Consider the following 26,142-nt stretch of genomic DNA (forward strand, 5'->3'; position numbering starts at 1 on the left):
AGGCAGCACTTCGGTCAGGATCACGTACCACATCAGCAGTTGCAACAGCACCGGGATGTTGCGAAAGAATTCCACGTAAGCCATGCACAGGCCACGGACCAGTGCGTTGCGCGAGAAGCGGCCCACACCCAGCAACGTGCCCAGAATGGTCGCCAGGATAATTCCCAAAATGGCTACCCGCAGGGTGTTGGTGACCCCCACCAGAAATGCGCTCCAGTAGGGTTCACCCGAGTCAAAGGGGTACAGGCTTTCGCCAATGTCAAAGCCGGCCGCCTGGCTCAAGAAGTCAAAACCGCTTTGGATGCCGCGCACCCGCATGTTTTCCAGGGTGTTGTGGGCCAGAAACCAGCCGACCCCGGCAATGGCCGCGAGGGCGATCAACTGATAAATCAGGCCCCTGAACGCCTGACTGCGCCAGGACCAGTTTTTTTTGGGGGGTTTAGTGTTTGCGTTCATTGTGCTTGGGTGCCATTTGGCGACGGAATAAAACACACAACAGGCATCGGCCGGGATGCATCATGAAAATAAAGCGCCGCTTGAATCGCTTGTGGCGACATCAGGCGGCGCTTGGCAGCTTGGGTTAACGAACCGGGAGGGCGTACATCAGGCCGCCCTTGTTCCACTGGTTGTTCACACCGCGTGGCAATCCCAAAGCCGATTTCGGACCGACATTGCGTTCGAAAATTTCACCGTAGTTCCCCGTGGCCTTGATGGCATTGGCCATCCAGTCCTTACTCAGGCCCAGCAGCTTGCCGGTGTCTTCCGAGACGCCCAGGATACGCGTGACCACCGGGTCAGTGCTGGTGGTCTTCAGGCTGTCCACATTGGCTTGGGTGATGCCATATTCTTCCGCTTCGAGCAGGCCGTAGATGGTCCATTTGACAATGGCAAACCACTCGTCGTCACCGCGGCGCACCATCGGACCCAGGGGCTCTTTGGAGATCAACTCGGGCAGGATGACATGGTCAGCCGGAACCTTGGCGACCTTGTTGCGGGTGGAGGCCAAACCGGAGGCATCGGTGGTGTAGGCAATGCAACGGCCTGTGAAGTAGGCGTTTTCAGCGGCTTCGAGTTTTTCAAACACCACAGGTTTGATGCTCAGGCCGCTGGCCTTGGAGTAGTCGGTCAGGTTTTTCTCAGTGGTGGTGCCAGACTGCACACACACCGTTTGACCTTTGAGTTGCTTGGCGCTCTTGATCTTGCTCTTGACCGGCACCATGAAGCCCTGGCCGTCGTAATAGGTTGTGACCGTGACATGCAGGCCCAGCGACGCGTCACGGGTCAGGCTGAAGGTGGTATTGCGCGACAGCACGTCCACTTCGCCAGACTGCAAGGCGGTAAAACGTTGCTGTGCGTTCAGCGGCACGTATTTGACTTTTTCAGCGTCGCCCAGTGTGGCGGCAGCCAAGGCACGGCACACATCAATGTCGAGCCCGCTCCACTTGCCATTGGAGTCGGCAGCTCCAAAACCGGCCAGGCCGGTGTTCACACCGCACACCACCTGGCCACGGGCCTTGATGCCGTCAAGGGTTTTGCCGGCATGGGCCGGCAGAGCGGCGAGGGTGCCCAGTACTGCCGCAACGACGGCTACATTCTTTAGGTTGCTGATTCGCATGTTGAAAGACTCCAGTAAAAAAGATTAAAAGCTTGTTGAGTTGGACCAAGGTTGGGCTGAACGACAAGAAATGCACTTTAGCAGTGCACTGTTTGCCTTTACATACGGGTTTACGCTCAAGATTCATGCAAAGAATTCATAATCTCATTCATTGACATAAAGAAAAGCATCGCCACCAAGTGGCAAGCAGTAACCATGCCACCCAAGCACTTTTAACGGACAGGAGAAAAGATGACTTTGAAATTGGTGGCCCCTGAGAAAGTGGGTCTGGACCCCCAGCGTTTGCAGCGCCTGATGACGGTCTTGAGGGGCGAGACAGATAAAAAACGCTTGCCCGGCGCCGTGGCGGTGGTGGCACGGCATGGCCAGGTGGCCTTGTTCGACAGCGTCGGCCAACTCAACCCGGCCACCGGCGCGGCCATGACGCCAGACGCCCACTTCCGCATCTATTCCATGACCAAACCGATTGTCTCGGTGGCGATCATGATGCTGATGGAAGAGGGCAAGTTGTTGCTGAATGACCCGGTGGCCAAATTTTTGCCGGAATTTGCGGGTCAGCAAGTGGCCACGCTGGTGGATGGTGCAGTCCAATTGCAACCCGTCGGCCGCGCTGCCACGCTGCATGACCTGTTGCGCCACACTGCTGGCATGACCTATGAGTTTTTGGGCAGCACCCCGGTGCAGCGCCAATACACCCAGTTGCGCATTGGCTCGCGCGAGCGCAGCCTGGCCGAGTTCACCCGGCAGCTGGCTGGCCTGCCCCTGATCTTCGAGCCGGGCAGCGCATTTGAATACAGCCGCGCCACGGATGTGCTGGGGCGGGTGATTGAGGTCATATCCGGTCAGACCCTGCAAAACTTCCTCGAAGAGCGCATTTTTGAGCCGCTGGGCATGATTCATACTGCCTTCGCGGTGGCCGAGCAACACCATGAACTGATTGCCGAACCCTTTGCGCGCGACCCCGATGGCGGCGTGCAGATGCGTGTGATCGATATCCGCGCCGATGCGGCGCTAGCCTCCGGCGGCGGCGGCCTGGCCTCCACCGCGATGGACTACGCGCGTTTTTTGCAGTTCATGCTGAACCGTGGCGAACTCGCCGGTGTGCGCCTGCTGGGGCCGCGCACGGTTGATTTCATGACCACTGATCACCTGGGCGACATCCCGGTGCACAGCGCCGGATCGCGTTCGCTACTGCCCGCCGGTCACGGTTTTGGCCTGGGTTTTGCCGTGCGAAAACACCTGGGTGCGGCGCCGGTGCCGGGCTCGGTGGGCACTTACTTTTGGGGCGGCCTGGCCGGTACCACCTTTTTTGTCGACCCGGCACTGGACCTGTTTGGCATTCTGATGCTGCAAGCGCCCAACCAGCGTGAGTATTACCGCATGCTGTTCCGAGACATCGTCTATGCGGCGCTGATGGATTGACCCTTGCTGAGAGCGCATTTGTTTGGATCAGGTTGGCCCATTATTTCGCATCACGAAATGCAGTTCCTTATCGCAGAAGAGTTTGATTCAAATCAATAGTTTGATTTGTCGTCGTATCATTATCCGGTCAGTTGAAAAAAAGGGCTGCAGACACTTCGCCTGTTTGACCCGCCAACATTTGAGGAGACACCATGTTTCAGGTTCGCATTCACGGACGCGGCGGCCAAGGGGTCGTCACGTGTGCAGAGATGATGTCCATCGCTGCCTTTTTGGGGGGGCGCCACGCGCAGGCTTTTCCCAGCTTTGGCTCAGAGCGCACCGGTGCGCCGGTGGTGGCTTTTTGCCGCATGGACGACCGCGAAATTCGCCTGCGCGAACCCATCATGCAACCCGATGCCATCATCATCCAGGACCCCACGCTGCTGCATCAGGTGGATGTGTTTGGCGGGTTAAAAAAAGACGGCTTCATTTTGATCAACACCACCCGCAGCTTCAAGGAAATGGGTCTGGGTGAGTTTGTCAAAGGGTTCAATGCCGAGCATTTGCTGACGGTTCCCGCCTCAGAACTGGCCATGAAGCACGTGGGGCGTGCCGTGCCCAATGTGCCTCTGCTGGGCGCATTTGCCGCCCTGTGCAACCTGATTTCTCTGGATGCCGTGCAGCGCGCCATTGATGACAAATTCAAGGGCGCCATCGCCCAGGGTAACAAGGCCGCTGCGATGGCGGCCTACAACACGGTCATGGGCCACGAAAAACAGGACGAGGAGACACACCATGCTTGAACAATGCGAAGGCTCACATGCGGTGGCCAAGGCCGTGGCACTGAGCCGCCCCGAGGTGATTTGTGCCTATCCCATTTCCCCGCAAACCCACATTGTGGAGGGGCTGGGCGAGATGGTGAAGTCGGGCGAACTGACATCCTGCGAGTTTGTCAATGTCGAGTCCGAATTTGCCGCCCTGAGCGTGGCCATCGGCGCCTCTGCCGCCGGCGCAAGGTCTTACACAGCCACAGCGAGCCAGGGCCTGCTGTTCATGGCCGAGGCGGTTTACAACGCTTCAGGCCTGGGGTTACCGATTGTCATGACGGTTGCCAATCGCGCGATTGGCGCGCCGATCAACATCTGGAACGACCACACCGACAGCATGAGCATGCGCGATGCCGGCTGGCTGCAGATTTTTGCCGAAACCAATCAGGAGGCACTGGACCTGCACATTCAGGCCTTCAAGATTGCCGAAGAACTTTCGTTGCCGGTGATGGTGTGTATGGACGGCTTTATCCTGACCCATGCCTACGAACGTGTCGACATGCCGGACCAGGCCCAGGTGGACCGGTTCTTGCCACCTTACGAACCGCGCCAGGTGCTCGACCCGAGCGATCCGGTGACCATCGGCGCCATGGTCGGCCCCGAGGCGTTTACCGAGGTGCGTTACCTGGCGCACGCCAAGCAGATGCAGGCACTCGACCTGATTCCGCAAATTGCCGCCGAGTTCAAAAAAGAATTTGGCAGGGACTCCGGCGGCTTGATCAAGACCTACCAGACCGACGACGCAGAAACCATCGTGATCGCCATGGGTTCGGTGCTCGGCACCATCAAGGACACGGTGGACGATTTGCGCGCCGAGGGAATCAAGGTGGGGGTGCTGGGCATCACGTCCTATCGGCCGTTCCCGATTTCAGCCATTCGCGATGCCACCGCCCATGCCAAGCGCATTGTGGTCATCGAGAAGTGTTTTGCCGTGGGTGTTGGCGGTATTGTGTCGCGCGACGTGCGCAGTGCCGTGCGCAATCGCCCACAGCCGGTGCTGACCGTGGTGGCGGGCTTGGGAGGGCGTGCCATCACCAAGGCATCGGTGCATAAACTGTTGCTTGAGGCGATTGCCGACAAACTGGAGTTGCTGACTTTTATGGACCTGGACTGGGGCGTGGTCAACCGTGTTTTGGAGCGTGAAAAAACCCAACGCCGCTCCGGCCCGATCGCCGAAGGCATTTTGCGTGACATGGGCAATGTCGGAACGCAGGTCGTTTAACGCACAACTCACAGAGCACACATCATGGAACAGTCATTGGTCAAGTTTTACCAGACCGGCACCTTTACCGTGGGCAACCGCCTGCTCTCGCCTGAGCAGCGCAGCGTGCAGGCGGGTGCCGCACGCAGCAATTCCCTCAATTCCGGTCACCGCGCCTGCCAGGGCTGCGGCGAGGCGCTGGGCGCGCGCTACGCCATTGATGCCGCCATGGCGGCCACCAACGGCCAGTTGATTGCCGCCAACGCCACCGGGTGCCTGGAGGTTTTCTCTACGCCGTACCCGGAGACGTCATGGCAAATCCCGTGGATTCACTCGCTGTTTGGCAACACGGCAGCGGTTGCCACCGGCATTGCCGCAGCCATGAAGGCCAAAGGCCGCAGCGACGTGCGGGTGGTGGCGCAGGGCGGCGATGGCGGCACCACCGACATTGGCTTTGGTTGCCTGTCGGGCATGTTTGAGCGCAACGACGACGTGCTCTACATCTGCTATGACAACGAGGCCTACATGAACACCGGCGTGCAGCGCTCCAGCGCCACGCCGCCGGCGGCGCGCACTGCCACCACCATGGCCGTTGGAGAGCATCCGGGCAATGAATTTGGCCAGGGCAAAAACGTGCCGCAAATCGCCATGGCGCACGAAATCCCCTATGTGGCAACTGCCACCGTGGCGGATCTGCATGACCTGGAATACAAGGTCACCAAGGCCATGTCGATGCATGGCGCGCGCTACATCCATATCTTTGTGCCGTGCCCGCTGGGCTGGGGTGCTGCCTCGCACGACACCATCAAGCTGTCCAGGTTGGCGGTTGAGAGCGGCGTTTTTCCGGTGTTCGAGGCCGAGCGCGGCGAGGTGACCGGGGTACTGAAAATTCGACGCCAGGTGCCGGTTGAAGACTACCTGAAGCCGCAAAAACGCTTTGCCCACCTGTTTGGAAAAAAGCCCGATGTGGCCACGCTGGCGCGCTTGCAGGCGCGCGCCGACCGCAATATTCGCCGTTTTGGTTTGTTAGGGGAATGACAATGCAAAAACCATTTGCCATCACGCTTGATGTCGGCAGCTCGCTGGCCAACCACACGGGCTCGTGGCGCACCGAGCGCCCGGTGTATTTGAACCGCATGCCACCGTGCAACCACCAGTGCCCCGCAGGGGAAGATATCCAGGGCTGGCTGTTCCATGCCGAGTCGGGCAACTATCTGGAAGCCTGGCGCACGCTGGTGGAAGACAACCCGTTTCCCGCCATCATGGGGCGTGTTTGTTACCACACCTGCGAGGGTGCCTGTAACCGGGGCCAGCTTGATTCGCCGGTCGGCATCAACTCGGTCGAACACTTTTTGGGCGACGAAGCCATCGCCAAGGGCTGGACGTTTCCCAAGCCTCTGGCCAGTTCCGGCAAAAAAGTGATGGTGGTTGGCGCCGGACCGTCGGGTTTGTCGGCCGCTTACCAATTGGCGCGCCTGGGCCATGCGGTGACCGTGATCGAGGCCGGGCCACTGCCGGGCGGCATGATGCGCTTTGGTATTCCGCAGTACCGCCTGCCGCGTCAGGTGCTTGATGCCGAGGTGCAGCGCATCGTGGATCTGGGCGTGCGCATCGAGTACAACACCAAGGTGGACAACGTGCTCGAAGCCAAACAGGCGGGCGGGTACGATGCCGTCTTTCTGGCGGTGGGCGCGCACATTGCCAAACGCGCCTACATTCCCGCAGGGGACTCCGCCAAGGTGCTGGATGCGGTGTCGGTGCTGCGATCCATGGAAGGCGAGGACAAGCCTTTGCTCGGGCGCCGCGTGGTGGTTTATGGCGGTGGCAACACGGCCATCGATGTGGCCCGCACCGCGAAAAGGCTGGGCGCGACCGAGTCCATCATTGTTTACCGGCGCAATCGCGACAAGATGCCCGCGCACGACTTCGAGGTCGAAGAAGCGCTGCAGGAGGGCGTCATGATCAAGTGGCTGTCCACCATCAAGCAGGCCGGCGAGTCGTCCATCATGGTCGAAAAGATGGCGCTTGATGACAAGGGCTTTCCCCAGCCCACCGGCGAGTTTGAGACGCTGGAAGCCGATTCGGTGGTGCTGGCGCTGGGCCAGGATGTGGACTTGTCGCTGATCGAGGGCGTGCCGGGCATGGTCGTCCAGGACGGCGTGGTGCAGGTCAATGCACAAATGATGACCGGCCACGACGGCATCTTTGCCGGCGGCGACATGGTGCCCGCCGACCGCAATGCAACCGTCGCCATTGGCCACGGCAAAAAAGCAGCGCGCAACATCGATGCCTGGCTGCGCGGCGCGGCTCATGTGCCGGCGCCAAAAAATGAAGTTGCCAGCTTCGATTTGCTCAACACTTGGTACTACAGCGATGCGCCCAAGACGATGCGGCCGATGCTCGACATTATTCGGCGCCAATCGACCTTTGAAGAAGTGCAGGGCGGTCTGGATGAAAGCAATGCCTTGTTCGAAGCCCGGCGCTGCCTGTCGTGCGGCAACTGTTTTGAATGCGACAACTGCTATGGCGTGTGCCCTGATAACGCCGTCATCAAGCTCGGCCCCGGCAAGGGCTTTGAGTTCAATTACGATTACTGCAAAGGCTGCGGCATTTGTGTCTCTGAATGCCCTTGCGGCTCGATCAAGATGGTGCCTGAAGACATTTGACATGCCGGTCGGTCACCCAGTTCCAGGCGTGCGCCGGGAGCCGTGTTGCAGACCACGCCTTTCATGCGTTTTATCAGTTTCTGGCAGAGTATCCGGTTCAAAATGCGCTGGTCTGTTCACCTTTAAGGAGTAAGTCATGTTCAAACATATCCTGGTCCCGGTCGATGGCTCTGATACCGCGCAGATGGCGGTCAGCAAGGCGACCGCGCTGGCCAAAGCCTTTGGCAGCCAGGTCACAGTGATCTATGTGATCGACCCTTATCCCTTTACCGGCGTGGGTACCGACTTTGCCTACGGCCAGGCGGATTATTTGAGCGCGGCAACAGCCGAGGCCAATGCGTCGGTCAAGCTTGCCAAGCAGTCGTTTGCCGACGCGGGTGTCGAGGTGGAATCTTCGGTGGTTGAAGCGCACACCGCCTGGCGCGGCATTGTCGAAGCCGGCGAGTCTTTGCAGGCCGACCTGATCGTGATGGGTTCACACGGCCGCAGCGCCCTGGAAAAACTGGTGCTCGGCAGTGTCGCCCAGGCTGTGCTGTCGCACACCAAGCTGCCGGTGCTGGTGGTGCGCAACTGACACAGTTTTCTTACCCGCACTGCCCCACATAGCCACAGGCGGTGCAGAAGTCGCAGCCGTCCTTGTGGATCACGGTGGGATTGCCACACTCGGGGCAGGCTTTGCCGGCCATGGTCTTGCTGGCTTCGCGTGCCTCGGGCGTGTCGAGCACGCCCATGTCGCGCAGCGGATAACCTTCTTCATTCAGGATGCCCAGCATCGCATAGCGGTGGATGATCAGCCGTGCGATGTAGGCCACGGTGGACGGCCAGGTTTGCTGACGTTTTTCGCCGTTGGGCAAGCCTGGCACAAAGGCCATGAAGTGACCCAGCGGCTCGGCGTAATTCAGCAACTTGCGCAGCTTCATGCCGATCCAGGCCGGGTCGATCACCCGCATGTCGAGCGACAGCAGGCGCGCCAGGCCGTCCATGGCTCTCGGGTAGTTGCCGCTGAAACCCACCGCGCAGGGGCGAGTCACCATGTTGCCGTCAGGGCCGGGCAGGTTGACCTCTTTGAGCGTCACGGTAAAGGCTTCGCTGGTGGCAGGGTTGTCCACATCGACGGCCCAGGCCAGCGTGCCGGACGGGCCTGTGATGGGCTCGTTGCGGCTGAACATGGCGTCAATGACCGGGGTGTAGGCCGATGTCTTGTCGGTTGATTTTTTGCTGGCCTGCGCGCTGATTTGCTCACAACGCCACCGGATCACGGCCGCCGTGGCAGCCACCACGCCAGGGAAAAGGCGCTTCTCACCGTAGGGCGGAAAAGGCATCTCGAACGCATGCTCTTCGCTGACCGTGGCCAGTGCGTCGAGCTTGAGCTGCAGCCAGGCGGGGTCGTTGGCACGCAAGTCCATCGACAGGGTCTTGGCCAGGGCGCCCAGGCCGCGCGGTTGTTCGGCGCCGTTCACCCACACTTCAAAAGGCTGCGGTGCGCTGCCTTCCTGCAGAGAGAGTTCGCCTATGAACAGGGCGAAGTCGCCAAACGGGTGGTGCACCATGAAGGTCCAGGCCGGGTTGCCGCCCGGCAGTTCCGGGCGACCGGGCCAGCGCAGGGATGACAGCACCGGGGCCGGCAGGCGGTCCAGCAACAGGCGATGGTTGGTGGCGTCAATCTGCAAGGGCTTGGCAATGCTGGGAGCGGCGCTTGAAGGCGTCACACTCAGCACCGAACCCAGCACCGAATTCGGCCGATAGGTGGCCAGGCCTTTGAGACCCGACTGCCAGGCCTGGGTGTAGAGGCCCTGAAAGTCTTCATACGGATAGTCGGCAGGCACATTGACGGTTTTGGAAATGGCGGTGTCAATGAAGGGGGCCACGGCCGCCACCATTTCTTCATGGGCCTGGGCGCTCATCTCGAGGGCCGTGACAAAGGCGTCGGTCAAGGGCGCATCGGTGCCGAACAGATGCCGGTACAGGCGCCAGGCGTGGTCTTCCACCGCGTATTCCTTGAAGCTGCCGTCGGCCATGCGCTTCTTGCGGTTGTAGGTCCAGCTGAAGGCGGGCTCGATGCCGTTGCTGGCGTTGTCGGCAAAGGCCAGGCTGATGGTGCCGGTGGGGGCAATCGACAGCAAATGCGAGTTGCGCAGGCCGTGTTTGTGAATGCGCTTTTTCAGATCGGCGGGCAAACGCGACGCAAAGGTCTGGCCGCTCAGATAGAGGTCGGCGTTGAATAGCGGGAACGCGCCGCGCTCTTGCGCCAGTTCGTTGGAAGCCTGGTAGGAGGTGTCGCGCATCAGCTCTGAAATATACCGGGCCATGTCGCGTGCAGCTTGCGTGTCGTAGCGCAAATTGAGCATCACCAAGGCGTCGCCAAGCCCGGTGTAGCCCAGGCCGACGCGGCGCTTGGAGGCGGCTTCCTGCTGCTGCTGTGGCAGCGGCCAGACGGTGGCATCCAGCACGTTGTCGAGCATGCGCACCGCCACCCGGGCGACACCGGCAAAGGCCTCGCGGTCAAAACTGGCATTTTCAGAGAACGGATCCCGGATGAACCGCGTCAGGTCAATCGAACCCAGGCAGCAGCAGCCGTAGGGGGGCAGCGGTTGCTCGGCACAAGGATTGGTGCTGGCGATGGTTTCGCAATACGACAGGTTGTTGTCGCGGTTCATCTGGTCCAAAAACAACACGCCGGGCTCGGCGTGGTCATAGGTGGAGCGCATGATCTGGTCCCACAGGGTGCGGGCCTTGAGCTTGCGGTAAACCCAGACGCCATTGTCCTGGTCGTGAAAGGCGCCGGCATCTTTCTGGGGCATGCCGGGCTCGGCTTTATGTACCAAGCGAAAGTCGCCATCGGCTTGCACGGCGTTCATGAATTCATCGGAAACACCCACCGAGATGTTGAAGTTTTTCAGGTCGCCCTGGTCTTTGGCATGGATGAATTCCTCGATGTCGGGGTGGTCGCAGCGCAGCACACCCATCTGGGCGCCGCGCCGGGCACCGGCAGACTCCACGGTTTCGCAAGAGCGGTCAAACACGCGCATATAGCTCACCGGGCCGGATGCGCTGCTTTGCGTGCTGCCAACCCAGGCACCGCGCGGGCGGATGCGGGAGAAGTCGTAACCCACGCCGCCACCACGGCGCATGGTCTCGGCGGCTTCGGTCAGCGCCGTGTAAATGCCGGGGTGGCCGTCTTCGATATGGGCAATCGAGTCGCCCACGGGTTGCACAAAGCAATTGATGAGGGTGGCCGCCAGGTCGGTGCCGGCGGCTGACTGGATGCGCCCGGCAGGCAAAAAGCCGGCTTCCAGCGTGGCCAGAAATTTGATTTCCCACTGGGCCTGCTGCTCGGGTGCCTCAACTTTGGCGAGCGCGCGCGCAACGCGCCGGTTGACGTCTGAAATGCTCTTTTCCGCGCCTTTGCTGTACTTTTCAAGCAACACTTCTTCGCTGATGGGCTGGGCCTGCAGTGCGGCAAAGGTGGGGGTGGTGGTGGGTTGTGACATGGATTCTTTCCTTAAAAACGAGCCGCCATCGTAGTCGGCCGGAACAGCAGTTTCGTTGATCCAGGACAAAAATGGGGGGCTAAATAAAAATATAAAAACGCTATACCTAGTGTTTTCACTTACTTATTCGACTACGGGTAGTGTATTTGCAGGCCAATTGTCATGTCAATACAGTGAGCCAGAAGCCACACCCGCATGCTGAATCGTCATGGCGAGGGCAGGGCCGTCGTGGCAAGCATGCGATGCAACTGCGGCAGGCACGAGCCGCAGTTGGTGCCGCATTTCAGACTGGTTTGCAAGGCGGTCAGGCGCTGCGCAGGCGCGGCAGTGCTTTGCGCCAGGTGCTTGGCAATGGCCAGGTCGGTCACGTTGAAGCAGGCGCAGACCTGCTGGCCGCGTGACACTACCGACACGGGTGGCGTGGCGCCAGGAATCAGCAGCGCCCGGCCGTAAGAATGGGCGGGAAGGGATTCCTTGAGCAGGGTGCTGATCCAGCTTTGGGCGCTGATGTCGCCTGCCAGCAAGAAGCTCTCCAGCTCGGTTTGGGTGTCGGTCTCAATCAGCCGGGCGGCGCGGCGCTGGCCGCGTCGGGCGTCTGAATAGCGCAGCACTTCCGGGCCCTGAATTTGGAGCAGCCGCTCAATTTGTGCCAGCAGCGCAGGCTCTGGCGCGGCATGGCGTGCGGCGCGAAACAACAAGCCGCTGCGCTCACCCTGTGCGCTTGCGGTCGTGCTGGAAAACGGCACACAGGTGGCAAAGTCGAACTGCGCCATCAGGCTTTGCAGCGCCGTCCTGGCCGCGATGCCCTGCGATTGCGGCAGCCACGCCATGGCCAGAAGCTGCCAGGGCATCTCGGCTTTGAGGATTTTGACCGGCGTGTGTTTGAACTCGGGTTGCCTGGAGTCGGGGCAAAAGCTCCCGCTGGTCAGGGCATTGACGCCGCCCAAGCGTTCACCCTGGGCGCTTTGGCCGCTCAGGAACTCTTCGCCCCAGTGCATCGCCATGAAAGCCTGGTTCAAGCCAAGCTCCCGGCTGGCCTGGACCGGCACCAGCACCGAACCCCGGGGGCTGGTGAGGTGGACCAGGTCGCCATCCTTGAGTTGACGCTGCAGCATGTCTTGCGGGTGCATTTGCACGCAAGGCTCGCTGGCATGGCCAAATAACTGGCCGAGCGTGCCGGTGCGGCTCATGCCGTGCCATTGGTCGCGCAGGCGGCCGGTGGTGAGCGCGAACGGATAGCGCGCACTGCGCGGCTCAGCCACGCTCTGGTAGGCCGCGCTGATGAAACGCGCCTTGCCGTCTGCGGTGGGGAAAATGCCGTCCTCGTAAAGCCGGGCTTTCCCATGCAGTTCGCCCTCTCTCAGCGGCCATTGTTGCGGGGCTGCCTCGAGCATGGCATAGCTCATGCCGGTGATGTCGAGGTCGCGGCCCCGGGTGGATTCACGGTGTTCCAGCCAGACGGCTTCTGGCGTTTTGTAGGGGAAGAGGGGGGCCAAACCCGCATGGATTGGCGTTCGCTGCGGCTTCAACAGCAGCTCCAGCCGTTGGGCCAGGTCGGTGGCAATCTGCCAGTCGTGTCGTGCCTCGCCGGCGGGGGGAACCGCAGCGCGAACGCGGCTGATACAGCGCTCGGAGTTGGTCACCGTGCCCTCCTTTTCGCCCCAGGTAGAGGCTGGCAGCAGCAGGTCGGCATAGGCACAAGTGGCGGTGCCGGCATAGGCCTCCTGCATCACCACAAATTCTGCGCGCTCCAGGGCCCGGCGCACCAGGGTCTGGTTGGGCATGGATTGCGCCGGGTTGGTGCAGGCAATCCACAGGGCCTTGATTTCACCATCGGCGGCGGCCTGAAACATCTCCACCGCCGTCTTTCCGGCCTGCCGGGGCACACTGGGCAAACCCCAGAGCGCGGCTATTTCAGCGCGATCATCGGCATTTTTCAGGTCGCGGTGGCCACTGAGCAGATTGGCCATGCCACCCACCTCGCGCCCGCCCATGGCGTTGGGCTGGCCGGTGAGGGAAAACGGCCCGGCACCCGGTTTGCCGATTTGCCCGGTGGCCAGATGCAGGTTGATGAGCGAGGTGTTTTTGGCGGTGCCGCTGCTGGACTGGTTCAGGCCCTGGCAGTACAAACTCAGCGTGGGCGTGCGGGTCTTGCCGCCGGCCGACACGCCGGCAAACAGGCGCGTGGCTTCAAGCAGCGCCTCCTGGCTGATGCCGCAGGTGCGCGCCACCACCTCGGGCGTGCAGTCGCGCAGCCCTGTTTTGAGCGACTCGAAACCGCGGGTGTGGGCGGCCATGTACGCGGCATCCAGCCAGCCATCCCAAAGCATCAGGTGCAACATGCCGTGGTGCAGCATGACGTCGGTGCCGGGCTGAATCTGCAGGAACAGGTCGGCCATGTCCGCAGTGTCGGTGCGCCGCGGATCAACCACCACAATCTTCAGGGCCGGGTTGGCGCGACGGGCGTCTTCGATGCGCCTGAACAAAATCGGGTGCGCATAGGCGGTGTTGCTGCCGGTGATGAACAGGGTGTTGGCGTGCTGGAGGTCGTCATAACACGCGGGTGGCGCGTCCATGCCGAGGCTCTGCTTGTAACCCGCCACGGCGCTGCTCATGCACAGGCGCGAATTGCTGTCGATGTTGTTGCTGCCGATCAGGCCCTTGGCGAGCTTGTTGAAGACGTAATAGTCCTCGGTCAGCAGTTGGCCCGAGATGTAAAAACCCACGGCATCAGGACCATGTTGTTGGATGATGCCGGCAAAACGGTTGGCTGCCTGGTCAAGGGCGCTGTCCCAACTGATGCGTTGCGCCGGCGCGCCGCGCTGGCTGCGTTGCATCGGGTAAAGCAGCCGCGCCTGGGCCGTGATGTCGGCGCTGGCCGTGAGGTGCAGGCTGGCTCCTTTGGTGCACAGGCGCCCAAAATTGGCCGGGTGGTCCGGGTCGCCACGCACGCCGGTGATCTGCTTGCCTTTTGACTCAATGATCACGCCGCAGCCAACGCCGCAATAGGGACAGGTGGAGCGGGTTTCTGTCATGGCTGCGTTTGTGCGGTCGGTTTCAGGCGCAGGTCGTGCGGCGCGCCGGGCCCGCCACCGGTCGGGTTTGGTCGGTGGCGTGGCTGGTCAGCTCGGCGGTGTTCAGAAACACCTGGCCGTCTTCCAGCTTTACCTCGAAGCGCGGCGTGCAGCCTTCATCGGGCGCAGCCGCCTGGCCGGTGCACAGGCCAATCGTCCAGTTGTGCAAGGGGCAGGCCACGCTGGTGCCAAACACAATGCCCTGGCTCAGCGGCCCACCCTTGTGGGGGCAACGGTCGAGCAGGGCAAACACCTCGTCCTGGTCGTTGCGAAACACCGCCACGTCCAGGCCTTGCTTGCGCGCCACGCGGCGCGAGCCCAGCACCGGAATGTCGTCGATGCGGCAGATGGGGGTCCATTCATTCATGTTGGTTTTCCTTAAACGCTCAGGGCGTCAAACTGGCGGGTGTCGACGGCGGCCTTGTCAAACTCGAACCAGGGGTCGGGCTCGCCATCCAGGGCGAATTGCAGGTTTTCCCAGAGTTCCTTGCGGCCGGCGTGGTCTTCGACAATGCGTTTCTTCACGTAGTCCAAGCCGACGCGATTGACGTAATGCACGGTGCGCTCCAGGTACCAGCCCTCGGTGCGGTACAGCTCGCAGAAGGCGCCGGTGTACTCCAGCACCTCGGCCGCCGTCTTGACCTTGACCAGAAAGTGTGCCACCTCGGTCTTGATGCCGCCGTTGCCCGCCACATACATCTCCCAGCCGGAATCCACACCGATGATGCCGACGTCCTTGATGCCGGCCTCGGCGCAATTGCGCGGGCAGCCTGACACAGCGAACTTGACCTTGTGCGGCGCGTACATGCGCCACATCGCGCGCTCCAGGTCTTTGCCCATCTGGGTGCTGTCTTGTGTGCCCATGCGGCACCACTCGCTGCCGACACAGGTTTTCACCGTGCGCAAGGCTTTGGCGTAAGCATGGCCAGACGGCATGCCGATGTCTTTCCAGACGTTGACCAGGTCTTCTTTCTTCACACCGAGCAAGTCAATGCGCTGGCCGCCGGTGACCTTCACGGTGGGAATCTTGTATTTGTCCACCACATCGGCAATACGGCGCAGTTCGCTGGCTGTGGTTTCGCCGCCCCACATGCGCGGAATCACACTGTAGGTGCCGTCCTTCTGGATGTTGGCGTGCGAACGCTCGTTGATGAAGCGGCTTTGTGGATCGTCTTTGGCCAGTTTGGGCCAGGTGCTGATCAGGTAATAGTTGATGGCCGGGCGGCAGCTGGCGCAGCCGGTGGGAGTCTTCCATTCCATGAAGGCAAACACGTCGGCAATCTTGAGCAGCTTGTTGGTCTTGATGGCATCGCGGACCGCCTGATGGCCGTGGTCGGTGCAAGCGCACATGGCCTTGGTTTTGGGTGTGACCGAGTAGTCGGCACCCGCGGTGAAGATCAGCAACTGCTCGACCAGACCGGTGCAGGAGCCGCAGGATGCGCTGGCCTTGGTGTGTTTGCGTACCTCGTCCAGCGTGAACAGGCCTTTTTCACGGATCGTCTTGCAGATGGTGCCCTTGGTCACACCGTTGCAGCCGCAAACCTCGTCGCTGTCTTTCATGGCAGCGGCCTTGTTGTGACCTTGGTGGCCGGCATCGCCAATGTTGGATTCGCCAAACATCAGCTTGTCGCGGATATCGCCCACCGGGCGGCCGTCGCGCAGCAGTTTGAAGTACCAGCTGCCGTCCACCGTGTCGCCATACAGGCAGGCGCCCACCAGTTTGTCGTCTTTGAGAACCAGCTTTTTGTAGACCCCGCCTTTGGGGTCGCTCATGATGATTTCCTCAAAGCCTTCGCCACCGGCAAAGTTACCCGCTGAAAAAAGGTCAATGCCGGTGACCTTCAATTTGGTCGACGTCAGCGAGCCCACATAACGGCCAATGCCAAACTGCGCCAGGTGGTTGGCCGCCACCTTGGCCTGCTCAAACAGCGGCGCCACCAGGCCGTAAGCGGTGCCACGGTGCGCGGCGCATTCGCCCACGGAGTAAATGCGGGCGTCGGTGATGGTTTGCAGCGTGTCGTTGACCACAATGCCCTTGTCGCAATGCAGGCGCATGCTCTGGGCCAGTTCCACGTTGGGGCGAATGCCAACCGCCATCACCACCAGATCCGCGGGCACTTCACTGCCTTCTTTGAACTTGATGGCAGTGACCCGGCCATCGGGCCCGCCGACCAGCTCCTGCGTTTGTGCGCCCATCAAGAAGTTCAGGCCACGCGCTTCCAACGACTTTTGCAGCAGTTTGCCGGCCACATCGTCCAACTGGCGGTCCATCAAGGTGGGCATGACGTGCACCACGCTCACCGTCATGCCGCGCAGCATCAGGCCGTTGGCGGCCTCCAGCCCCAGCAGGCCGCCGCCAATCACCACGGCGTGTTGGTACTGTGTGGCCGCTTCGATCATGGCCTGGGTGTCGGCAATGTCGCGGTAGGCAATCACCCCCTGCAGGTCCTTGCCGGGGATCGGCAGCATGAAGGGGTTGGAGCCGGTGCACAGCAGCAGCCGGTCGTATTCGGCGCTGGTCGTCTCGCCGTTGGCATTCGTCGCATGCACCAGGCGCTTGACCCGGTCCACCGAGGTCACGCGCCAGCCGGCATGCAGGGTGATGTGGTTGTCTGTGTACCAAGACCAATCGTTGAGAACGATCTCGTCCAGGGTTTGCTCGCCCGCCAGCACCGGGCTGAGCAGAATGCGGTTGTAGTTGGGGTGCGGCTCGGCGCCGAACACCGTGATGTCATACAGCTCGGGGGCAATCTTCAGCAGCTCTTCCAGGGTGCGCACACCGGCCATGCCGTTGCCGACCATCACGAGTTTCATTTTTTTCATAGTCTTTCCTTGTTCACCGTTAAAGGGTCAGGCCAAGCACGGCGGTGACACGGCCCTGCATGGCTACCGGCACCAGCAAGGTTTGGCCATCCAGCTTGGGAACGCCCGTGCTGAAGACTTGTCCAGGCAAACTACCCGCGAAGGTCAGTTTGTCTTGGGTGGCGCTCAGCTCGGCACCATCGTCTTCAGAAAAGCCAAAGCTGTGCACCAAGTGGGACTGCATCGCGTCGGGCGCCCACACGTCCACGCGCCGCGCAATCGGGGTGGCCAGAGCGCTCAAGAAGGCCAGCACATAGTTTTGGCCATCGGCACTGCTGCAAGGCACGGCAAAACCCCGGTTGATGCCCACCTTGACGGCGCTGTCAGCACGCAAAAAACCGGAGCCCCGGCCCAGGTCGGGCATGAACACCGGTGCCTGCGTGCCCCAGGCCCGCCCGGGCAAGCCGGTGCCTTCGCGAAAACTGGTGTGGCGTGACAAAAACTCAAAGGTGTCGCCGGTGGTGCCGTAATAGCCGTCTTGCAGGTTCAGGTCAACGTTTTCCTCGGGATCGTTGTGCCACAACTCGATGGCGCCCGCGTGCTCGTCGTCACCGCCACAAAACAGCACGGTGACGGCACGCAATTGGTCGCTCACAAAGCTGGGCAAAGCCACCGCGCTGGTCAAACCGTGCGCCTGGGCCGCGGCGGCGCGGCGAAACAGCGGCGCCTGCAGCGCGGTCAGCATCACCGGATGGCCGGTGTCCCAGGCCTGGCCGGGAAGACCCTCGCCGCGGCCAAAACACAAATTTTCACTGCTGGCTTGCAGGCGGTTGGCATCGCCATAATAGCCGCCGCCAAACTCCAACAACGTGCCGGTGACGTCAGGCAGCCAGAATTCAACAGCCCGGATAAAAGTTCGTTTGTTCATGGTGTTCTTTACGCAATCTCAAGCGGCTTTTTCGACGTGGCTTTGCCGGGTGTACAAAAAGTCAATCACCGCCTTGCGGTACTGCACATACTGACGGTCTTCGGCCAGTGCCACCCGGTTGCGCGGGCGCGGCAGCTTGACGCTCAACACCTCGCCGATGGTGGCGCTGGGACCGTTGGTCATCATCACAATCTTGTCCGAGAGCAGCACGGCTTCGTCCACATCGTGTGTCACCATCACCACGGTGCTGTGGGTGCGCGCCACGATCTCCAGCAACTCGTCTTGCAGCTTGGCGCGGGTCAGGGCGTCAAGGGCGCCAAAGGGCTCGTCCATCAGCAGCACCTTGGGCTCCATGGCCAGCGCCCGGGCAATGCCCACGCGCTGCTTCATGCCGCCGGAGATTTCACCGGGGCGTTTTTGTGCGGCAGGGGTCAGGCCGACCAGCGCCAGGGCGGCGTCAGTGCGTGCCCTCAATTGCACCTTGTTTTCGGACGGCGCCCCGGTGGAGCGGTTGGCAGCGCCAAACACGCGCTCCACACCCAGGTAAACGTTCTCAAAGCAGGTCAGCCAGGGCAACAGCGAGTGGTTTTGAAACACCACGGCGCGGTCCGGGCCAGGGCCGGCAATTTCGCGGTTGTCGCATAGCAGATGGCCTTGCGTCGGCACGGTCAAGCCGGCAATCAGGTTCAGCAGCGTTGATTTGCCGCAACCCGAGTGGCCAATCAATGCCACAAATTCACCCTTGGCCACCGTCAGATTGACGTTTTGCAGGGCGCAAAACGGGCCTTTTTTGGTTTTGAAGGTTTGCTCGACACCGACGATGTCGATGAACTTGGTGGTTTGGTTTTCGTTCATGACTTCACCTCTTCAAATGTGAACGCGGTGGCGATTTTGATCAGGGCGTATTCCAGAATCAGCCCGACGATGCCAATCACAAAAATGGCGATGATGATGTTCTTGACGTTCAGGTTGTTCCACTCGTCCCAGACCCAGAAGCCAATGCCGACACCCCCGGTGAGCATCTCGGCGGCCACAATCACCAGCCAGGCGGTGCCCACGGCCAGACGCACACCGGTCAGCATGTAGGGCAACACCGAGGGAAACAAAATCTTGGTGACGATCTTCCACTCGCTCAAGTTCAGCACTCGCGCCACGTTCATGTAGTCCTGCGGCACGCGTTGCACGCCCACCGCGGTGTTGATGATCATGGGCCAGATTGAGCAGATAAAGATGGTCCAGATGGCAGCCGGGTCGGCGCCCTTAAACACCAGCAGGCCAATTGGCAACCAGGCCAGGGGCGACACCGGTCGCAGCAGGCTGATCAGCGGGTTGAACATGCGGCTTAAAAATTCAAACCGGCCAATCGCGAACCCGGCCGGAATGCCCACCGCAGCAGCCAGGCCAAAACCCAGCGCCACGCGCTCCAACGACATCAGGATGTTCCAGCCCAGACCCTGGTCGTTGGGGCCATTGCGGTAAAAAGGGTCGCTGAAAATCACCACCGCCTGAGCGAAAGTGTCCGCTGGCGACGGAATGCTGCTGGCGGTTCCGATGGACACCAGTGCCCAGATGCCAACCAGCAGTCCAAATCCGATCACGGGCGGCAGCACGGCCAACCACAAGCCACGCCAGTCGTACGGCGGCTTTTGCAAGCTTTTTGGGGTTGCAGCCCTCTTGGTTTCCGCTTGAGCAGTTGTGTTGTTCATGGTGTTTGATGGGCTGAGGTTGGCCGCAGGCTCAGCGCCTGAGGCTTCCAATGGCGAGTGAAAAATGGCGCTGACCATGGTGATCTCCTTAAACCTTGACCTTGAACCCGTCGGCGTATTTTTTCGGGTCCTTGCCGTCCCAGACCACGCCGTCGATCAACTTGCTGGTGCGCATCACGTCTTTCGGCACCGGCGTTTTGCTGGCCGTGGCGGCTTGTTTGTAGATGTCGATCTGGTTGATCTGTTTGGCCACCGCCAGATAGTCCGGGTGCTCTTTGAGCAAGCCCCAGCGCTTGTGCTGGGTAAGGAACCACATGCCGTCTGACAGGTACGGGAAGTTGACCGCGCCATCATTGAAAAACTTCATGTGGTTGGGGTCGTCCCACGACTTGCCCATGCCGTCCTGGTAGCGCCCCAAAATCCGCTGGTTGATGGCGTCCACACTGGTGTTCACATACGATTTGGCGGCAATGGTTTCGGCCATCTTGTTCTTGTTCTGCAAGCCCGAGTCAATCCATTTGCCGGCTTCCAGAATGGCGGCGGTGACGGCACGCGCAGTGTTGGGGTACTTCTTGACAAATTCCGCGGTGGTGCCAAGTACCTTTTCCGGATGGTCCTTCCAGATATCCTGGGTGGTAACCGCAGTGACACCAATGCCGTCGATGATGGCGCGGTGATTCCAGGGTTCACCCACACAAAAGCCGTCCATATTGCCAACCCGCATGTTGGCCACCATCTGCGGTGGCGGCACGGTGATGACCTTGGCGTCTTTCATCGGGTTGATGCCGTTGGCAGCCAGCCAGTAATACAGCCACATGGCGTGGGTGCCGGTGGGAAAGGTTTGAGCGAAGGTGTATTCGCGTTTTTCCAGCCCCATCAGCTTGGCCAGGCCGACACCATCCACCGCGCCCTTGTCTGCCAGCTTCTTTGACAGGGTGATGGCCTGCCCGTTGTTGTTGAGCGTCATCAGCACCGCCATGTCTTTTTTGGCGCCACCCACACCCAGGTGCACGCCGTAGATCATGCCGTACAGCACATGGGCAAAGTCCAGCTCGCCATTAACGAGTTTGTCGCGCACGCCGGCCCAACTGGATTCCTTGGTGGGGATGATCTTGACACCGTATTTTTTGTCGAGGCCCAGTTCTGCGGCCATCACCACGCTGGCGCAGTCGGTCAGCGGAATGAAGCCAATCTTGACCTCGGTTTTTTCGGGCGCGTCGGAACCTGCGGCGTAAACCGCTGCGCGCAATGCCGGGCTGATGCCAATGGCGCCGACCGCAGCTGTTTGCAAGACCGCACGGCGGCTAAGGCTGGGTTTTAGAAAGTCAGTCATGAAGCAACTCCTGAAAAAAATAACAACAAAAAAAGGCGTCCTCACAAGGCTCAACACGTTGCACACGTGTCGAGCCTGTGGGGACGCCTTTGTCCGGGTCTGACCAAATTCACCCGCCGTTGGATGATTTCAATCAAAAAACCATCGCTGGTCTTGGTTATTCACATGCAATCTGCGTGCCAGGTGCTTCTGGGTGCATGAATGCTACTTATTAAGGAGTATCACGCGTCATATTGGTTGGGACTGGAGCCGCAAAGTACCCTGAGATTTGCGCTTGTGCCAGATCGCACTGTATTTGTGCGGTGCACCAATTCAGCCCAGCAAATCGGCCACATCAAGCATGCGCTGCGCCACTTCGGACAGTTTCAGGCCCTTGTCCATCGCCGTTTTGCGCATTTTTTTGAAGGCCTCGTCTTCGCTCAGGTTCTGGCGTTGCATCAGCAGTCCCTTGGCCCGGTCGATCAGTTTGCGGTCCTTGAGTTCGGCACTGAGCTCATCGCGCTCGTTCTGCGTGCTGGCCAGGGTTTGCAGCAGGGCCTGCTCGTGCTCAAAGCGCGCCAGCGCCACGTCCAGAATTGGCCGGATGCGCTCGGCCGACAGACCTGCCACGATGTAGGCCGACACGCCTGCGGCCACGGCATCCCTGACATGGCGGGTGTCATCGTCGTTGGTGAACATGACAATCGGGCGGCGCTCGTCGCGCGTCGCCATCACCACATGCTCCAGCGCGTCCCGTGCATCGCTCTCGGCATCCACAATGATCAGGTCGGGTTGCAGTTGGGCGATGCGTTCGGCCAGAAAGACATCGGCGGGCAGACTGGCGATCAGGTTGAAGCCGTTTTCCAGCAAGCCGATGCGCAGGCTACGCGAGCGATCGGCCTGTCGAATGGCCTGCCCATCTTCCGGATCAGTGATGTCCAGGTCGGGCACGACAACAACGATTCGAAGACTTGCATTCATGCGTCAAACGACGCAAGATTCAAGCCACCATGAAAGGTGTCGGAGCCCTATTGCGCGCCGTAACCCACCAGTTTTTGCACATCCAGGATCCGGATTTCGCGGCGGTCGATGGTGATGAGTTGCCGGGCTTCGAGCTCATGCAGCACGCGAGAGAAATACTCGGGGGTGAGCGACAGGCGCGAGGCGATGGTGGCCTTGCTGGCGGGCAGGGACACGGTCAGGGTGGATTGACCGCGTGCCGCGTCCATTTCGACATCACGCAGCAGGTAGCCAATCAGCCGTTGCATGCCGTTTTGCAGCGCATAGGCTTCGACGTCCTGAATCAGGCGATGCAGCCTTCGGGAGACTCCGGCCAGCATGTGCATGGCAAAGTGCGGGTCTTGCTCGATTTCGCTGAACACGCCGTTTTTGCTTACGTTCACCAGCACCGTGTCAACCAGCGCTTGCGCACTCAGGATATAGGGCTTGTTCAAGAACACCAGTGCCTCGGCAAAGCTTTGCCCCGGGCTGATGATTTCAATCACTTTTTCCTGACCGGCCGGCGACACCACAAACAGTTTGACCTGACCGTTGACCACAATGTGAAAGGCTTCACAGGCTTCGCCAATGCTGAAGACATTCTCTCCCTTGGCATAGCTCTGGAGTTGACTGCTCTTTGCGATGCGCGTCAGCTCATCGGGCATCAAGCCACTGAACAGCGGAGAGCTTGCCAGAAATCGCGGCGTGTCGAAAAAGGTGGCGTCCAGGGCCATGGCTATTGCAGCAGGATGGCGCTGCCCGAAGTGTCAAAAGCGATCATGTTGTCAAGAGCGCCGAGTTTGACGGATTCAACCATCTGGTCCAGCGTCTGCTCAATGTCGCCGCTGCTCGGCGCGGTGTTGTTGGCGCCAGACAGGGCCGACACAAAAACCACATGCCACTGGCTTTGAAACTGGCCGGATTCCAGCTTGAGTGCTGCAAAGCTTTGGAGTTCATCGGGTGACTTGTCGGCGCACATGGCCGGCACCAGGGCACCACCGCCACCGGCTTCAAATTCTCGGCGCTGTTGCGGCGTGCAGTCGTCGGGCAGTTCGGCGCAGGTGAAAACCATCAGCAGGCGTTGCGGTTGATCTTGCTGGCGCGCGGCCTGCAACAAATCGTCAAAATTGGAAATAGTCATGGTGTTGCCTGGGTGTTGTAAGCTGAATCAATCTCGTTGAACATGGGCTCTGACAAATGCTCGACATAGGGGCCGTGGCCGCTGTGGGAGGCGACAGAGGCCGGAATAAACTGGCCGCTGTTGACGTCAAAGACGTGAATTTCACCGTCTTCAATGACATAGTGCCAGCCATGCAGGGTCATCAGGCCGGCCTCCACCTGGGTGCGCACCATGGGGTAGCCCATGAGCCGCTCCAGTTGCAAGACCACCGCGCGTTGCTCGGTGCGGCGCAAGGCCTCTTCGGTAAGCTGCACCGGCAAAACGGCCTCACGTCCCAACTCCAGCCAGGCGATCAGGTTTTTCGCCTGCGGATTCACTTCTTCATACAGCGCCCGAATGCCGCCACAATGGCTGTGGCCACAAATAATGATGCGCGACACCTTGAGGTTGAGCACGGCAAATTCAATGGCGGCCGATGTGCCGTGAAAACCGGCCGAACCGTCATAAGGCGGCACAAAGGCGCCGACGTTGCGCACCAGAAACAGCTCGCCTGGCCCCATGCCGGTAAGCATGTAGGGCACCAGGCGCGAGTCCGAGCAACCAATGAACAGTATGGTCGGGTGCTGACCCTCAGCAATCAGAGTCTGGAACTGCTCTTGCACACCCGGAAAGGTGTGGTCGTGAAAGCGCCGGATGCGCGCCAGCAACTCATCAGGCACTGTGGCGTTGGGCATCTTTGGAAGACCTATTGCACCAGTGGTGTGTCGGCAGCTTCGATGTCCACGCCTTCAATCACGGCTGCACCCGCCAGCAACTGCATGTACTGGCGCAGTGCCGTGACATAGGTTTGTTGCTTGAGCGACTGGGTGACGGCACCGCGAACCACTTCGAAGGGCTGCTCCACCCCAGCTTCGCGCTGCAGTATTTCAACCACATGCAAGCCAAACCGGCTGTGCACCAGACGCGGCAAAACGCCGATCTCTTTGTGCCCGAACAGCTCCTTGGCAAACTCGGGTGCGCAGTCGGCGTGCACCAGCCAGCCCAGGTTGCCGCCCTCGGCGCCCGTGGGGCAGTTGGACATGGTGCTGGCCGCCTTGGCAAAGGTATCGTCGAGCGCCTGACCGTCGTGGCAGCGCACATCGAGCAGCGTGGTTTCCGCCCGGTTGCGCAGTGCCACCACATCGATGCCCGGCGTGACCGCAAACAGAATGTGGCGCACATGAACCCGCTCGCCGGTGCTGTAGGTGGCCTGATGGGCCGCATGGTGGCGCCGGCAGGCTTCGTCTGACGGCTCGGGAATAGCCAAGTTTTTCTCGAGCAACAACTCGATGGCGTCGCTGGCTGCTTCGCTCAGCACACCATCGGCCGTAGCTGCGTCGTCTTTTGAGAGCAGGCCTTGGGCCATGGCCTCCTGGCGCAGCAATTCCGAGTAGGCGCGCTGGCGCAATTCGTCAGGCGCAACAGCTTCGTCCGGCAGTTGCAGGACCACACCGTTGATGCTGGCCAGCTCGGTGAGCAATGAAGTGGGTTGGGTCATCATGATTCCCTTACACGCCAGCGCCGGGTTGACGCGGCTGGTTTTGACCGGCAGGCACATTCATGCGACGGGCACGCACCACCTGGTAAGGGCGGGCCAGGTAAGCCAGGCTGCCAAAACCACTCCACACGTGCACCAGACGGCTGAACGGGAACAAGAAGAAAATTGTCATGCCAAGCACCAGGTGAACCTTATAAGGCCAATCCAGATTGACCAGCAGTTCGGCGCCGCCGTCACGGAAGGTGAGCAGGCGTTGGGCCCACTCGCCTAGCGCCATCATCACGCTGCCATCGGAGTGCGTGAGCGAAAACGGAAGGGTGACCAGACCGAGCACCAACTGGCACCACAGAATCACCAGGATGGCGATGTCGGTGCGGTGGCTGGTGAGGCGAATGCGCGGGTCAAACAGGCGACGGTGCAGCAACAGCGTCAGGCCGATGAAGCAGATAAAGCCGGCTAAACCCCCCGAGTAAACCGCCATCAACTGCTTGTTTTCAGCGGTGATGAAATGCTCGTAGATGAAGTGCGGTGTCAGCAAGCCGACAAAGTGCCCGAAGAACAGGAACAGGATGCCGATGTGGAACAGGTTGCTGCCCCAACGCAAGCTGCCCTTGCGCAGCAACTGCGACGAGTCGCTCTTCCAAGTGTACTGGTCGCGGTCAAAGCGGGCCAGGCTACCCATCAGAAACACGGCAAGGCAAATGTAGGGATAGATCGAGAAAAAGAAATTATGGAGGGCACTCATACGGTTACTCCTGGTTGAGGTGTATTGGCGGTGGATTTGCGCACGATGTGGATCGGTTGCGGTTGGTTGGGGTTGGCCTGGCCTTTGGTGGAACAGCCGTCAAACGCGTTGGGCTCTTCCCAACTGTCGTCAATGGCCTCGTCAGGGGTGACCTTGACAGGCTTGGCCTTCTCGCCAGCCAGTTCGAGCAGGGCGCCCAGCACACTGGCGTAGCGGGTGTCGCGCTGCTGCAACGCGGCAAAGATGGCATTGAAGATGTGCGCCATCTCGTTCAGGAACGACTGGGCATCCTTGGGCGGCTGGGTCGAGGTGTACTCCAGCACCACCGGCAGGTAGTCAGGCATTTCGCCAGGTGCCAGATACAGGTTGGCCTTCTCGAAAGTTTGAGCCAGGTCGATCATGGCCGGACCACGGTCGCGTGAATCACCGTGAACATGCTCGAACAGGTGCAGCGATGTGGCGCGGCCTCGGTCAAACAAATCAACGTAAGACTCTTCGACACTCAGCGCATCGTCGTTGCCGCCGTTGCCTGTCATCCAGGTCATCAGGTCTTCCAGTTCGGCCAAGCGGGCCGCCGACAGGGCGGACTCGTCTCTGAGGGCCTGGCGCAACTCCGGCAAATGCCGGCGCAGCGTCGGGTCCGGGTAGCTCAGCAGCCGGGCCAGAACACGCAGTGTTTTGGTGGCGACCGGAGGGGTGTTTCCAAGGAATCCCATGG

General features: G+C 60.6%; 23 protein-coding genes. 6 read left to right on the top strand and 17 right to left on the bottom strand.

Annotation, left to right across the window (positions count from 1 at the left end; all coding sequences use genetic code 11):
• Together GPS82_RS04240 and GPS82_RS04245 are read right to left on the bottom strand one after the other, a co-directional pair.
• On the bottom strand, window positions 1-456 hold a 456-nt coding region (locus tag GPS82_RS04240; protein ID WP_296491334.1), incomplete at its 3' end, for an ABC transporter permease subunit.
• A gap of 124 nt (window positions 457-580) precedes the next feature.
• Complete coding sequence (locus tag GPS82_RS04245) at window positions 581-1,615, bottom strand: amino acid ABC transporter substrate-binding protein (protein WP_296491336.1); 1,035 nt, start codon at window positions 1,613-1,615, stop codon at window positions 581-583.
• A gap of 231 nt (window positions 1,616-1,846) precedes the next feature.
• On the opposite strand from GPS82_RS04245, the gene GPS82_RS04250 reads away from it, so the two are divergent.
• The 6 genes from GPS82_RS04250 to GPS82_RS04275 all read left to right on the top strand — a co-directional run bounded on the left by GPS82_RS04250 (window position 1,847) and on the right by GPS82_RS04275 (window position 8,284).
• A complete protein-coding gene (locus GPS82_RS04250; RefSeq protein WP_296491339.1) occupies window positions 1,847-3,037 on the top strand; it encodes a serine hydrolase domain-containing protein in 1,191 nt (396 codons plus the stop codon).
• A 191-nt stretch (window positions 3,038-3,228) separates the two neighbouring features.
• Complete coding sequence (locus GPS82_RS04255) at window positions 3,229-3,819, top strand: 2-oxoacid:acceptor oxidoreductase family protein (protein WP_296491340.1); 591 nt, start codon at window positions 3,229-3,231, stop codon at window positions 3,817-3,819.
• Complete coding sequence (locus GPS82_RS04260) at window positions 3,812-5,065, top strand: transketolase C-terminal domain-containing protein (protein WP_296491342.1); 1,254 nt, start codon at window positions 3,812-3,814, stop codon at window positions 5,063-5,065. Before GPS82_RS04255 ends, GPS82_RS04260 begins: the two co-directional genes overlap by 8 nt.
• Before the next feature lie 24 nt (window positions 5,066-5,089).
• Window positions 5,090-6,082, top strand: coding sequence for a thiamine pyrophosphate-dependent enzyme (locus GPS82_RS04265; protein WP_296491346.1), 993 nt, complete (start codon window positions 5,090-5,092; stop codon window positions 6,080-6,082).
• Between the two features lie 2 nt (window positions 6,083-6,084).
• On the top strand, window positions 6,085-7,710 hold the full coding sequence (locus tag GPS82_RS04270) for an NAD(P)-binding protein (RefSeq protein WP_296491349.1): 1,626 nt from the start codon (window positions 6,085-6,087) through the stop codon (window positions 7,708-7,710).
• A gap of 136 nt (window positions 7,711-7,846) precedes the next feature.
• Window positions 7,847-8,284 carry a universal stress protein gene (locus tag GPS82_RS04275; RefSeq protein ID WP_296491350.1) on the top strand — a complete coding sequence of 146 codons (438 nt, stop codon included), beginning with the start codon at window positions 7,847-7,849 and terminating at the stop codon, window positions 8,282-8,284.
• Window positions 8,285-8,294: 10 nt separating this feature from the next.
• On the opposite strand, the gene GPS82_RS04280 is transcribed toward GPS82_RS04275, so the two are convergent.
• The 15 genes from GPS82_RS04280 to narJ all read right to left on the bottom strand — a co-directional run bounded on the left by GPS82_RS04280 (window position 8,295) and on the right by narJ (window position 26,140).
• On the bottom strand, window positions 8,295-11,201 hold the full coding sequence (locus tag GPS82_RS04280; RefSeq protein WP_296491352.1) for an adenosylcobalamin-dependent ribonucleoside-diphosphate reductase: 2,907 nt from the start codon (window positions 11,199-11,201) through the stop codon (window positions 8,295-8,297).
• 206 nt (window positions 11,202-11,407) lie between these two features.
• Window positions 11,408-14,236, bottom strand: a complete 2,829-nt coding sequence (locus tag GPS82_RS04285; RefSeq protein ID WP_296491354.1) for a nitrate reductase — start codon at window positions 14,234-14,236, stop codon at window positions 11,408-11,410.
• A 22-nt stretch (window positions 14,237-14,258) separates the two neighbouring features.
• Complete coding sequence (gene nirD, locus GPS82_RS04290; RefSeq protein ID WP_296491356.1) at window positions 14,259-14,642, bottom strand: nitrite reductase small subunit NirD; 384 nt, start codon at window positions 14,640-14,642, stop codon at window positions 14,259-14,261.
• A gap of 11 nt (window positions 14,643-14,653) precedes the next feature.
• Window positions 14,654-17,098, bottom strand: a complete 2,445-nt coding sequence (nirB, locus tag GPS82_RS04295) for a nitrite reductase large subunit NirB (protein WP_296491358.1) — start codon at window positions 17,096-17,098, stop codon at window positions 14,654-14,656.
• Window positions 17,099-17,117: 19 nt separating this feature from the next.
• Window positions 17,118-18,005 (bottom strand): hypothetical protein, encoded by an 888-nt coding sequence (locus tag GPS82_RS04300; RefSeq protein WP_296491361.1) that lies wholly within the window; start codon window positions 18,003-18,005, stop codon window positions 17,118-17,120.
• A gap of 18 nt (window positions 18,006-18,023) precedes the next feature.
• Complete coding sequence (locus tag GPS82_RS04305) at window positions 18,024-18,860, bottom strand: ABC transporter ATP-binding protein (RefSeq protein ID WP_296491364.1); 837 nt, start codon at window positions 18,858-18,860, stop codon at window positions 18,024-18,026.
• A complete protein-coding gene (ntrB, locus tag GPS82_RS04310; RefSeq protein WP_296491366.1) occupies window positions 18,857-19,789 on the bottom strand; it encodes a nitrate ABC transporter permease in 933 nt (310 codons plus the stop codon). Before ntrB ends, GPS82_RS04305 begins: the two co-directional genes overlap by 4 nt.
• A gap of 10 nt (window positions 19,790-19,799) precedes the next feature.
• Window positions 19,800-21,044, bottom strand: coding sequence for a CmpA/NrtA family ABC transporter substrate-binding protein (locus tag GPS82_RS04315; RefSeq protein WP_296491368.1), 1,245 nt, complete (start codon window positions 21,042-21,044; stop codon window positions 19,800-19,802).
• Between the two features lie 312 nt (window positions 21,045-21,356).
• Window positions 21,357-22,004 (bottom strand): ANTAR domain-containing protein, encoded by a 648-nt coding sequence (locus GPS82_RS04320; protein ID WP_296491370.1) that lies wholly within the window; start codon window positions 22,002-22,004, stop codon window positions 21,357-21,359.
• A 47-nt stretch (window positions 22,005-22,051) separates the two neighbouring features.
• Window positions 22,052-22,750: a Crp/Fnr family transcriptional regulator gene (locus GPS82_RS04325; protein WP_296491396.1), complete on the bottom strand. Its 699-nt coding sequence runs from the start codon at window positions 22,748-22,750 to the stop codon at window positions 22,052-22,054.
• 8 nt (window positions 22,751-22,758) lie between these two features.
• The gene (locus tag GPS82_RS04330) at window positions 22,759-23,163 is read right to left on the bottom strand and encodes a ribonucleotide reductase subunit alpha (protein WP_296491372.1); all 405 of its coding nucleotides are present in this window, start codon (window positions 23,161-23,163) and stop codon (window positions 22,759-22,761) included.
• The gene (locus GPS82_RS04335; protein WP_296491374.1) at window positions 23,160-23,876 is read right to left on the bottom strand and encodes a carbonic anhydrase; all 717 of its coding nucleotides are present in this window, start codon (window positions 23,874-23,876) and stop codon (window positions 23,160-23,162) included. Before GPS82_RS04335 ends, GPS82_RS04330 begins: the two co-directional genes overlap by 4 nt.
• 11 nt (window positions 23,877-23,887) lie before the next feature.
• A complete protein-coding gene (locus GPS82_RS04340) occupies window positions 23,888-24,679 on the bottom strand; it encodes a peptidylprolyl isomerase (RefSeq protein WP_296491376.1) in 792 nt (263 codons plus the stop codon).
• Window positions 24,680-24,689: 10 nt separating this feature from the next.
• The gene (narI, locus tag GPS82_RS04345; protein ID WP_296491378.1) at window positions 24,690-25,424 is read right to left on the bottom strand and encodes a respiratory nitrate reductase subunit gamma; all 735 of its coding nucleotides are present in this window, start codon (window positions 25,422-25,424) and stop codon (window positions 24,690-24,692) included.
• Complete coding sequence (narJ, locus tag GPS82_RS04350) at window positions 25,421-26,140, bottom strand: nitrate reductase molybdenum cofactor assembly chaperone (RefSeq protein WP_296491381.1); 720 nt, start codon at window positions 26,138-26,140, stop codon at window positions 25,421-25,423. Before narJ ends, narI begins: the two co-directional genes overlap by 4 nt.
• Between the last annotated feature and the right edge of the window lie 2 nt (window positions 26,141-26,142).

It is taken from the genome of Rhodoferax sp., assembly GCF_011391645.1.
Classification (GTDB): Bacteria; Pseudomonadota; Gammaproteobacteria; order Burkholderiales; family Burkholderiaceae_C; genus Rhodoferax.

Bases quoted from the DNA above. Each gene is read 5' to 3' on its own strand.
- GPS82_RS04245 (WP_296491336.1), bottom strand. From the start codon at position 1,615: ATGCGAATCAGCAACCTAAAGAATGTAGCCGTCGTTGCGGCAGTACTG.
- GPS82_RS04255 (WP_296491340.1), top strand. From the start codon at position 3,229: ATGTTTCAGGTTCGCATTCACGGACGCGGCGGCCAAGGGGTCGTCACG.
- GPS82_RS04270 (WP_296491349.1), top strand. From the start codon at position 6,085: ATGCAAAAACCATTTGCCATCACGCTTGATGTCGGCAGCTCGCTGGCC.
- GPS82_RS04265 (WP_296491346.1), top strand. From the start codon at position 5,090: ATGGAACAGTCATTGGTCAAGTTTTACCAGACCGGCACCTTTACCGTG.
- nirD (WP_296491356.1), bottom strand. From the start codon at position 14,642: ATGAATGAATGGACCCCCATCTGCCGCATCGACGACATTCCGGTGCTG.
- GPS82_RS04340 (WP_296491376.1), bottom strand. From the start codon at position 24,679: ATGACCCAACCCACTTCATTGCTCACCGAGCTGGCCAGCATCAACGGT.
- GPS82_RS04260 (WP_296491342.1), top strand. From the start codon at position 3,812: ATGCTTGAACAATGCGAAGGCTCACATGCGGTGGCCAAGGCCGTGGCA.
- narJ (WP_296491381.1), bottom strand. From the start codon at position 26,140: ATGGGATTCCTTGGAAACACCCCTCCGGTCGCCACCAAAACACTGCGT.
- GPS82_RS04285 (WP_296491354.1), bottom strand. From the start codon at position 14,236: ATGACAGAAACCCGCTCCACCTGTCCCTATTGCGGCGTTGGCTGCGGC.
- GPS82_RS04335 (WP_296491374.1), bottom strand. From the start codon at position 23,876: ATGCCCAACGCCACAGTGCCTGATGAGTTGCTGGCGCGCATCCGGCGC.
- GPS82_RS04300 (WP_296491361.1), bottom strand. From the start codon at position 18,005: ATGAACAAACGAACTTTTATCCGGGCTGTTGAATTCTGGCTGCCTGAC.
- GPS82_RS04305 (WP_296491364.1), bottom strand. From the start codon at position 18,860: ATGAACGAAAACCAAACCACCAAGTTCATCGACATCGTCGGTGTCGAG.
- ntrB (WP_296491366.1), bottom strand. From the start codon at position 19,789: ATGGTCAGCGCCATTTTTCACTCGCCATTGGAAGCCTCAGGCGCTGAG.
- GPS82_RS04315 (WP_296491368.1), bottom strand. From the start codon at position 21,044: ATGACTGACTTTCTAAAACCCAGCCTTAGCCGCCGTGCGGTCTTGCAA.
- GPS82_RS04280 (WP_296491352.1), bottom strand. From the start codon at position 11,201: ATGTCACAACCCACCACCACCCCCACCTTTGCCGCACTGCAGGCCCAG.
- GPS82_RS04275 (WP_296491350.1), top strand. From the start codon at position 7,847: ATGTTCAAACATATCCTGGTCCCGGTCGATGGCTCTGATACCGCGCAG.
- nirB (WP_296491358.1), bottom strand. From the start codon at position 17,098: ATGAAAAAAATGAAACTCGTGATGGTCGGCAACGGCATGGCCGGTGTG.
- GPS82_RS04330 (WP_296491372.1), bottom strand. From the start codon at position 23,163: ATGACTATTTCCAATTTTGACGATTTGTTGCAGGCCGCGCGCCAGCAA.
- GPS82_RS04320 (WP_296491370.1), bottom strand. From the start codon at position 22,004: ATGAATGCAAGTCTTCGAATCGTTGTTGTCGTGCCCGACCTGGACATC.
- narI (WP_296491378.1), bottom strand. From the start codon at position 25,424: ATGAGTGCCCTCCATAATTTCTTTTTCTCGATCTATCCCTACATTTGC.
- GPS82_RS04250 (WP_296491339.1), top strand. From the start codon at position 1,847: ATGACTTTGAAATTGGTGGCCCCTGAGAAAGTGGGTCTGGACCCCCAG.